The organism is Phormidium pseudopriestleyi FRX01 (assembly GCF_017313335.1).
GTDB lineage: Bacteria > Cyanobacteriota > Cyanobacteriia > Cyanobacteriales > Laspinemataceae > Laspinema > Laspinema pseudopriestleyi.
This window is the reverse complement of sequence record NZ_JAFLQW010000649.1, coordinates 1-8582: the sequence shown is the minus strand read 5'-3', so window position 1 is coordinate 8582 and position 8582 is coordinate 1. Positions and strand designations below refer to the sequence as shown.

Here is an 8582-nt window from a genome sequence, read left to right as displayed (position 1 = left end):
TGGGATGAGGACAAGTTCTAGCCAGACCGCTAAACCAATTGCGGTTTAAACCCGCAGTCCGTATTGTAGAACACTTCGGACCTGCTTCTGCCTGGAACTGCGCGGTGGTTTTGGGGAAGGCGATCGGTCCTGTGCCGTTTCGTCCTCTAGAACTAGCCAACGAGACCAAACAGCTTACTCAGGGTCGGTAGGTATTTTTCGGCAAATTCGGCCAGTTTACTGGCATGACCCACAGTAGCGGAGATTCCTTGCAGAGCATCTAAAGCCATTCCCGCAATATCCTTGTCCCGTTCTTCCGGAGGCTTTTTCCCTTCTTTGGCGAGGGTTTCCACAGCTTTGAGTGCCCGTTTCTGCTGATTTTCTGCCAGGGCCGGATCCGTGGTAATCGATTGTTGCAAATTTGTCAAAATATTAACTAAATCTTGACCATTTTCGGACTGAACGTCGTGGAGTTCTTGAATCGTATTGGTCACTTGACCCGTGAGGTCCCCTAATGTAAGTTGAGCACCGGTCATGGTCATGTTATCTCCACCGATCGCAAAATTACCGCCGACGTTGAACCCTTCACTTTTCGTTTCCATGATGTCTCCTGCTTGTTTTAAAATGTAAACTCGATTGCCTTCACCGTGGATGGATATAGACCGATTTGCCTCGGAGAAAACATTCACAAATTCTCTAAATTCTTGCCATTGCGATCGCAGCAAGTCTCGAATTTCTTCAATTTGGTTATTTTTCGCTTGTAAAAATAAGGGCGCACCGCGATCGAGCAATTCAACCGCTGAGTCATAGTTATTGACAATTCCCTGATGAATTTCGGCTTTGTTGGCCTCTGGAGTCACCCCAACCTTCACCGACATCACCCCTTCCCCTTTATGTTCTACCTGATAGCGAGAGACATTTACCCCTTCAGTATCGATAGCAGTTTGGGTGATGGCAAAAGCAAACGCTTTCCAATTTAAACCCTTTTGGAAAATTAAATCTACCGTATCTTGAATCTCAGTGATCCATTTTTCAAATTCCCCCGGCTGAAACGTACCATGATCCGGCTTAGGTTCCGAGAAAATAAAGGTTCCATGCCCTTTGCGAGTACATTTGAGATAAACCTTTTCGCAGAGGACATTATGAAAGCGAGTATTCTTATTAATATTCCATTCTTGAATGCAAGCCCCCGTCAGAGTAGCCCCTGAAAAATCGGCATCTAATGCCTGAACCTCCGTTAAAATTGCCCCCGTCAGATTTGCACCCCGCAAATTTGCTCCATTCAAGTTTGCGCCAGTATAATCTTCCTCAAACCCCATTTTAGAAGTCAGTAATTTTCTAACTTTTGGTTGTTCAAGAATCGTCCCTTGAAGTCGCGACAAATCGAGTCTCATTGCGCCTTCAAAACTAGCGCGAGTCAATTTGGCTTGTCTAAAATCAGTATGAGGTAAGTCCGCACCATCAAAGCAAGCATCGGTGAGGTCGCATCCATAGAAAGACGTTCCGCCAATTGCTGCCCAAAACACAGCTTGGTCTCGAATCCAAGCAAATTTAGGGTCACCTTTCAGGGCTTTTTGGGCAATTATAGTACCTGTAATTAAGACGGTAATCGCAGCCAATAATGTTAATATACCTTGAAGAGATAAATTTCTTTCAAATGTAATTAATATAATCATTAAAAATAGAAAAATAAATATAAAAATCGCACCTACTTTTTTACAAGAAATAGTAATTATACTCAGCAAAAAAACAATACCTATCGTGCCAACCCAACCGATAATTATGCTCAAACCTATAAAAGGTATGGCAATTAAAATACTATATTGAGAACTACCGCCAAGACCAAGTGTAATGGACATAATAGTCCCTAATAATGTGGGAAACATAACAATAGAAATTGCAAGGTTATTAAATCCGTAATTTACAGGTAAAATAAAAGCAGAAATATAAACAAAAAAAATTAAAAAAACAAAATTTATTCCTAAAAGAACAGATTTTCCTAAAATATCTTCAATAACTATTTGAAGGAAAAATCCAGATAAAAAAGGAATGACGCTCACCAGTAAAGAGCTTATTAATACTCCTAAAAATATTCCTGTTTTAATGTAAGTTTTCTGTCCCCCTTTGCTTTTCTTGAAATCTAGAGTTAGCAGCTTATTTGTGTAATTTTCCCCCTGAATATCATAAATATTTTCCTTTCCATATTGTCTATTTTTCATTTTTAACATCCCACATTATTAAGATGTTTTCCAACTGTTTCACACCAAATTTTTTTTGCTTCACTATAGCTGTATTGAACGCTAGATTTAGAATTATCAATCGGTTGAGTTCTTAGTAAATCTATACAGTCACATGATACATTACTAAGCATTACAAAATCTTTTTCACTTAAGCCTTTAATTTCTATAAAAGCGTCTATATCAAAACGAATTAAAAAATCATTAAACTCGTCACAAATCAATGTATCTAAACTGCACTCCAAAAAATTACATATTATTTTAATTTCATCTTGAATTTTAGGCTCTGATATTTTTGCTTTCCGGAGAGGCTGGGTGCTGTAAAATACTAAAACTGAGAGATTAATTCCCGTTTTTTTACTTAAATATTCCAAGGAAATGTTCTTCTTTTCAAGCTGGTCAATAATTTTAATTCGCACCCAAAGAGAACTTTCTTTAGCCGATTGTAATAAATTGAGAGTTGAAAGATTTAAACTATTGGCAATTTTGTGAATATCCGCAGCAGTTTCTTCTTCAATTTTAACTGATTCTGCTGCATATTTATTAATCTTCTCTACTGAAACACCGGAATCTTGGCTGAGTTGTTCCAGGGTGATTCCTTTGGCTTCGGCTAGTTCTTGAATGCGAAGAGTAACCATTGATTTAAAATTCCTATTTTCAGAAGTTAAATCGTCCATACGCAGTTCTAGCCGAAGAACCGGATGATTTAGGGGGATTTTAATGAAACTTTACTTTTCTTAACCTCCTGCAATATTGTGGCGGAGATTTTCTACCGGAGGTTAGATCCATTTATCCACCCACGATTGTAGCATTAGCGGTGGAGGCAAAAAAAAATCTATGGAAATTCAAACACCCGATTGGGTAAAACACGCGGTTTTTTATCAAATCTTTCCCGATCGCTTCGCCCGAGGTACTCAGCCGAAGCAATTACTCTTGAAGCACAGTCGTTTGGAAGCTTGGCACGCTATTCCGACCTTGCAAGGGTATAAAGGGGGCAATCTCTGGGGGGTTGTAGACAAACTGGACTATTTACAAGAGTTGGGGATTAATGCAATTTATTTTACCCCCATCTTTCAATCGGCGAGTAACCACCGTTATCATACCCATGATTACTATCAGGTGGACCCGATGTTGGGGAAAACTGGGGCGTTTCGAGAACTACTGCTAGAGGCCCATCAACGTAATATCAAGGTGGTGCTAGATGGGGTCTTTAACCACTCTAGCCGGGGCTTTTTCTTTTTTCATGATGTTTTGGAAAATGGCCCTTATTCTCCCTGGGTAGATTGGTTTAAGATTCATGGCTGGCCCCTTTCTCCGTACAATGGGGATTTTCCGGCTAATTATGAAGGGTGGGCGGATAATCGAGCTTTGCCGGTGTTCAACCACGACAATCCAGAGGTGCGGGAATACATTATGGAGGTGGCGGAATTTTGGATGAAGTTCGGGATTGATGGGTGGCGGCTGGATGTGCCGTTTGAGGTGAAAACGGAAGGGTTTTGGCAGGAGTTTCGCGATCGCATCAAAGCAATTAATCCCGATGCCTACATTGTTGGCGAAGTCTGGCATGATGCTCGTCCCTGGTTGGATGGCACTCAGTTTGATGGGGTGATGAACTATCTGTTTACTGGACCAACCATTGCTTTTACTGCTGGCGATCGCGTTGATTTGAGTCAAGTCAAGGACCGCGATTATCAAATCTCCCCTCCCATGTTTGCCGGGGATTATGCGGAAAAAATCCAGCAGTTGTTGGAAATGTACCCCTGGGAAATTCAACTGACTCAGCTTAACCTTCTGGCTTCTCATGATACGGCACGTCTACTTTCGATCGCCGGAGATGATAAACCTTCTGTCGAGTTGGCAACTCTGCTATTAATGACCTTCCCCGGTGCTCCGAGTATTTACTATGGAGATGAAGTCGGTTTACCCGGTCGTCTGGATCCTGACTCCCGTCGCGGTTTTCCCAAGGAAGAAGATTGGGACCGGGAAGTGCTTGACTATCATCGCCAACTGATTGCTCTACGTCATGCTCATCCAGCTTTGCGGACCGGCACTTACAAGGTGTTATCCTCTCAGGGAACTCTCTATGTCTTCGCAAGGCAGTTACCGGAGGAAGAACTGATTGTCGCCGTCAATGTCGGCACGAATGCCTGTGAGCAGACGGTGGATGTCTCTGGGTTGAACTCTCATCCTGAGAAGTTGTTATATGGGAAAGCTCAGGTGTCTTGGCAGGGTGACCAGATGAGTTTAACTGTTCCTCCTCGGAGTGGGTGCATTTTGGGTTAAATGATAAGGGCGATCCAGGAGGCATCGCCCTTATAAATGTATCAGAGTTGAGGGTAGGGGATTCTTGGATCTGATCGCCTCTGATACCAAATTCGGGTATGAAAAGTCGTTTTTATAGAGTAGCCCGCGCAGGCGGGCTTTGTCCGTATAGCTCCACCATGCATGGGTGTAAGTTTTTAGAGACTTATACCGAAACGAGACTGGGAATCAGTACCTTGTCGATCGCATGAATCACCCCATTGTCCGTGAGGCGATCGGCACTCAATACTTTAGCATCGTTAATCTGAATCCCTTCTAAAGTATCAACTCCCACCACTGAACCTTCCACGGTTTCGGCTGAAGCTAACTCGTCCAGATTATCCGTCCGCACGTCTCCATTGAGAACGTGATAAGTGAGGATTTTCTTCAATTTGGGGATATCTTCCATCCAATTGGCAATGGTATTAGAAGACAGTGCGGCAAAGGCTTCATCGGTGGGTGCAAAGATGGTATAGGGTCCTGGACTCTTGAGGAGATCAAGGAGATCAGCAGATTCTAGTAAGGTCATCAGGGTTTTGAATTGCCCGAGTTCGCTGGCGGTTTCTATCAAGTCAGCCATGAGTGATTTCTCCCGAAAATGAGGATTTCTGTTGATTTCCGTTTAGGAATAACATGACAAATCAGCTAGGGTCATCTTTCAATGGGAGGAAATTCCGGGTGAATTTATTGACTGACGGTAATCCCCCGATCGCGCAGTTGTTGGACAAAAAACTCTTCTAGGGAAGCACCCGTTAGGTCAATGGTAATCAGCTTACCTCCCATGAGTTGCAAACTGGCCAGGAAATCCTGGGGCGAACCTTTTAAATGCCCTTGCCAGCGATCGTCTTCTAACTCCAAGTCGGGTAACCACTGTTTGAGCAATTCTAAATTCCCCCCAGTACCTTTGACAAAATAAAGGTCAGAAGTTCCCAGTAATTCTTTGAGGGAACCGCAGCAAATTAATTCCCCTTGGGCGAGGATGGCAACGCGATCGCAAATTTTTTCCACATCCGCGAGGATATGACTGTTAAAAAAAATCGTTTTCCCTTGTTCTTTCAGAGAAATAATAATTTCCCGCATCTGATAGCGTCCCAACGGGTCTAATCCCGACATCGGTTCATCTAAAAAAACCACATCGGGATTATTAATCAGCGCTTGGGCCATGCCAATTCGCTGTAACATTCCTTTAGAATAGTTACGCAGGATTTTATTACGAGCGGTAGATTTGGCGAGGCCAACGAGATCCAATAGATCGGGAATGCGCTGGCGCTGCTCACGGGCAGGAATTTGGAATAAGTTGGCAGTAAAAGCCAAAAATTCCCAGCCGGTTAGATATTTATAAAAATCGGGGTTTTCTGGGAGATAACCGATGCGTTCACGGACAGCGCGATCGCCCAAAGGCTGTCCAAGTAATAACCCGCGACCCCCACTCGGACGCAAGATGCCCAATAAAATTTTAAGGAGCGTCGTTTTCCCGGCTCCATTTGGACCGAGCAACCCAAAGGTTTCTCCCTCATACACGGTTAAAGTGCAGTTTTTGAGGGTTTCGACTTGTTTGTTCATCCAAAACCCAGTGCGGTAAGCCTTTCGCAATTGAAAGGTCTCGATCGCTGGCACTCGTTCAGTGGTTATCGGTTCAGCAGGCCAATCAACGACAGAATCCATGTCCGTTTCCCAATTTCGTGCAAGCTAATCTAGTTCTATCTTGTCCCAAATTTACCCAAGTTTGCCTAATTTTACATCCTTTCGGGGGCAAGATTCTACGGATTACACCGGATTTTACTAAGGATGAGGGCCTCATTGAGAGGTGTTTGGGGAGTTTGGCGTCCAACTGAAGGGGTGTGGGGGTTGACTTAGGGGGGAGTACGACTGAAGTCGTTATTACAAACTATTGCTTTCAGGCTTTTTCTGCTCCTACTGCGACTCCGAAATAGAATGGTTTTAGGGAGTAAGAGGAAAAAATAGAATGGATCGGTCTAAAGTTATAGCTATCATTACGGGTGCGATTTCCATTTTGCTGGCGATCGCCTACCTAGTCGTTGTTCAGTTGCTCGATTTTCGGGGGGAAATGTTACCCGCTCCCATTGATACGGGAACCCTCATTCAGTCAACCTTGATAACTGTTGCGACCCTTATCACCCATCTAGGCTGATCAAAAATGTAGGAATAATCACGGTTCTGTTCGTTCCCTTGGGGTTGGCTTTACCTGGCTAACTTAACCCATGAAAAGGTCCGGCTCAATAGAGCAAACCGTTATGCGTACTTCAGTTGTAAGATTTCAGTTCGTAATTGCCTTAAGGGAGTCCAAAAAAATAAATTATCCAAGTTCTGCGGTGAAAAACCTGACTCTGACGCGGCGTAGGCCGGCGAGCTCCGCGAGTGCCCCACCGTTAACGGGTGTGGGTTTTGGGTATTTTATTTTTTGGAGTTCCCTAAGCAAAAGTAGATTGCAATACTACACGGGATTAAACAACTCCAAGGCGGTAATGGTCTAATTAATTCATGGAGAACAATCTTTATGCAACACAAACCTAGCCCCTCCTTGACTCTCGGCGCTAATTGGAGTACCAATATAGCGTCCGTCTCAATGAGGGAAGAAAGATGAAAATGGACGAGCGAATCGCGATCGCGCTAGTTTTGGCACGAATTTAATCCGATACAATTTACAACAGATCAACGGTCAGTGGAAAATTGCGGATTATCAGGTGATTAATTAAAGGCGATCGCACAAAAGAGGATAATTGCTCCTGAAGGGGTGTTTCAACTGGATAGGGTTTACCAAGGGAGAGAGCTAGTTAATGACAGGGCAAGAATCGCCAGAAAACTTGAATTCTCCCCTTAACTCGGGAGATCAGAACGAGGAAGAGGGTCTGATTGTCATCCAGATGAATAATCCGAAAGCCTGGTACGATCGCGCCGGTTCTCTTTATAAGTTAGGACTCTATGAAGAAGCGCTAGAGAGCTATGAGAAGGCAGTCGCCATTGATGAAAACTATGCGGATGCCTGGAATAATCGGGGGATGACGTTGAAGTGTTTGGGACGTCATGAAGAGGCGGTGACGAGCTACGAACAGGCGATCGCCCTGAAGGCGGATTATTACCAAGGGTGGAACAACCTCGGGAATGCTTTGGTGGAGTTAGAACGCTATGAGCAGGCAGTGGCGAGTTACCAACGGGCGATTTTGATTTCTCCGGAATATTGTCAAGGGTGGCATAACCAAGGGGAAGCGCTTGCCGTGTTAGAACGTTATGAAGAGGCAGTTGCCTGTTACGATCGCGTCTTAGCCCTCAAACCCACCTGGCGCGAAACGAAACGGTTGCGACGAACGGCAATGGAGAAGTTGCAAGAGATGCCCCCCAGTCCAAAACCTCCGGCGCCGGAGGAAACCCCAGTAGAGGAAAACATTGTCCCCGAATCAGTCCCGACTCCCCCTGTGATTCCCTTGGATCATCCCAAACTAGCAGCCTGCGATCGCCTGGTGGAAAGGTATCCTGATGATGCAGAAGCTTGGGTGGATCGGGGCAGTGCTTTAGCGGAATTAGGATGCTATGAGGAGGCGGTTACCAGCTATGATCGGGCAATTTCCCTGGATCCGGAGAATTGGCAGGGGTGGAAAGCTCGGGGAATGGCGCTTAAACAGTTAGGGCAACAGTCAGAAGCACTCAGAAGTTATGAGCGGGCGTTAGAATTGCCACCCGCGCCCCCTACAATCATCCCGGAACCTGCTGATGCTTCTATGGGTGTTTCTACAGATATCCTTAATGAGTCTCCGGTGGAGGCTCCCTCCCCGGAGATAGTTCCGACCCCCACCCCAGTAAGGCGATCGTCGAGTCCTTTGGGGCGTGGGATCCGTTGGATCCGCCGATGGATTGTTCGGCTATGGCGACGCTGGATCGGATAGTTTAGACCTTGAGTGCTTGTTTCACTGGAGATTCAGAACCAATTCACGATCCGGAGGGTTTAGGTTCCCAAGAGCGGGGAATAGCGATCGCAGAATCCCTGAGTCGTCAGTTGGCTCGTTTCTCCAACAATCAGCGCTTTTGTCTGAACTGGACAGAGCTTGG

At 44.9% G+C, this 8582-nt stretch carries 7 protein-coding genes; 3 read left to right on the top strand and 4 right to left on the bottom strand.

Annotation, left to right across the window (positions count from 1 at the left end; all coding sequences use genetic code 11):
• Window positions 1–152 precede the first annotated feature (152 nt).
• Together J0895_RS24430 and J0895_RS24425 are read right to left on the bottom strand one after the other, a co-directional pair.
• Window positions 153–2207 carry a pentapeptide repeat-containing protein gene (locus J0895_RS24430; protein ID WP_207090585.1) on the bottom strand — a complete coding sequence of 685 codons (2055 nt, stop codon included), beginning with the start codon at window positions 2205–2207 and terminating at the stop codon, window positions 153–155.
• Window positions 2201–2893 (bottom strand): helix-turn-helix domain-containing protein, encoded by a 693-nt coding sequence (locus tag J0895_RS24425; RefSeq protein WP_207090584.1) that lies wholly within the window; start codon window positions 2891–2893, stop codon window positions 2201–2203. Before J0895_RS24425 ends, J0895_RS24430 begins: the two co-directional genes overlap by 7 nt.
• 160 nt (window positions 2894–3053) lie before the next feature.
• Between J0895_RS24425 and J0895_RS24420 the strand changes: the two genes are divergently transcribed.
• Entirely contained in the window at window positions 3054–4499 is a 1446-nt protein-coding gene (locus J0895_RS24420) for a glycoside hydrolase family 13 protein (RefSeq protein WP_207090583.1), read from the top strand.
• A gap of 184 nt (window positions 4500–4683) precedes the next feature.
• On the opposite strand, the gene J0895_RS24415 is transcribed toward J0895_RS24420, so the two are convergent.
• Complete coding sequence (locus tag J0895_RS24415; protein WP_207090582.1) at window positions 4684–5097, bottom strand: fasciclin domain-containing protein; 414 nt, start codon at window positions 5095–5097, stop codon at window positions 4684–4686.
• A 104-nt stretch (window positions 5098–5201) separates the two neighbouring features.
• Entirely contained in the window at window positions 5202–6182 is a 981-nt protein-coding gene (locus J0895_RS24410; RefSeq protein ID WP_207090581.1) for an ABC transporter ATP-binding protein, read from the bottom strand.
• A 301-nt stretch (window positions 6183–6483) separates the two neighbouring features.
• On the opposite strand from J0895_RS24410, the gene J0895_RS24405 reads away from it, so the two are divergent.
• Both J0895_RS24405 and J0895_RS24400 read left to right on the top strand, forming a co-directional pair.
• A complete protein-coding gene (locus tag J0895_RS24405; protein ID WP_207090580.1) occupies window positions 6484–6669 on the top strand; it encodes a hypothetical protein in 186 nt (61 codons plus the stop codon).
• A gap of 646 nt (window positions 6670–7315) precedes the next feature.
• Window positions 7316–8419 (top strand): tetratricopeptide repeat protein, encoded by a 1104-nt coding sequence (locus J0895_RS24400; protein WP_207090579.1) that lies wholly within the window; start codon window positions 7316–7318, stop codon window positions 8417–8419.
• The last annotated feature ends 163 nt before the right edge of the window (window positions 8420–8582 follow it).

Coding starts and splice junctions, on each gene's coding strand:
- J0895_RS24420 (WP_207090583.1), top strand. CDS start 3,054: ATGGAAATTCAAACACCCGATTGGGTAAAACACGCGGTTTTTTATCAA.
- J0895_RS24400 (WP_207090579.1), top strand. CDS start 7,316: ATGACAGGGCAAGAATCGCCAGAAAACTTGAATTCTCCCCTTAACTCG.
- J0895_RS24415 (WP_207090582.1), bottom strand. CDS start 5,097: ATGGCTGACTTGATAGAAACCGCCAGCGAACTCGGGCAATTCAAAACC.
- J0895_RS24425 (WP_207090584.1), bottom strand. CDS start 2,893: ATGGACGATTTAACTTCTGAAAATAGGAATTTTAAATCAATGGTTACT.
- J0895_RS24405 (WP_207090580.1), top strand. CDS start 6,484: ATGGATCGGTCTAAAGTTATAGCTATCATTACGGGTGCGATTTCCATT.
- J0895_RS24410 (WP_207090581.1), bottom strand. CDS start 6,182: ATGGATTCTGTCGTTGATTGGCCTGCTGAACCGATAACCACTGAACGA.
- J0895_RS24430 (WP_207090585.1), bottom strand. CDS start 2,207: ATGTTAAAAATGAAAAATAGACAATATGGAAAGGAAAATATTTATGAT.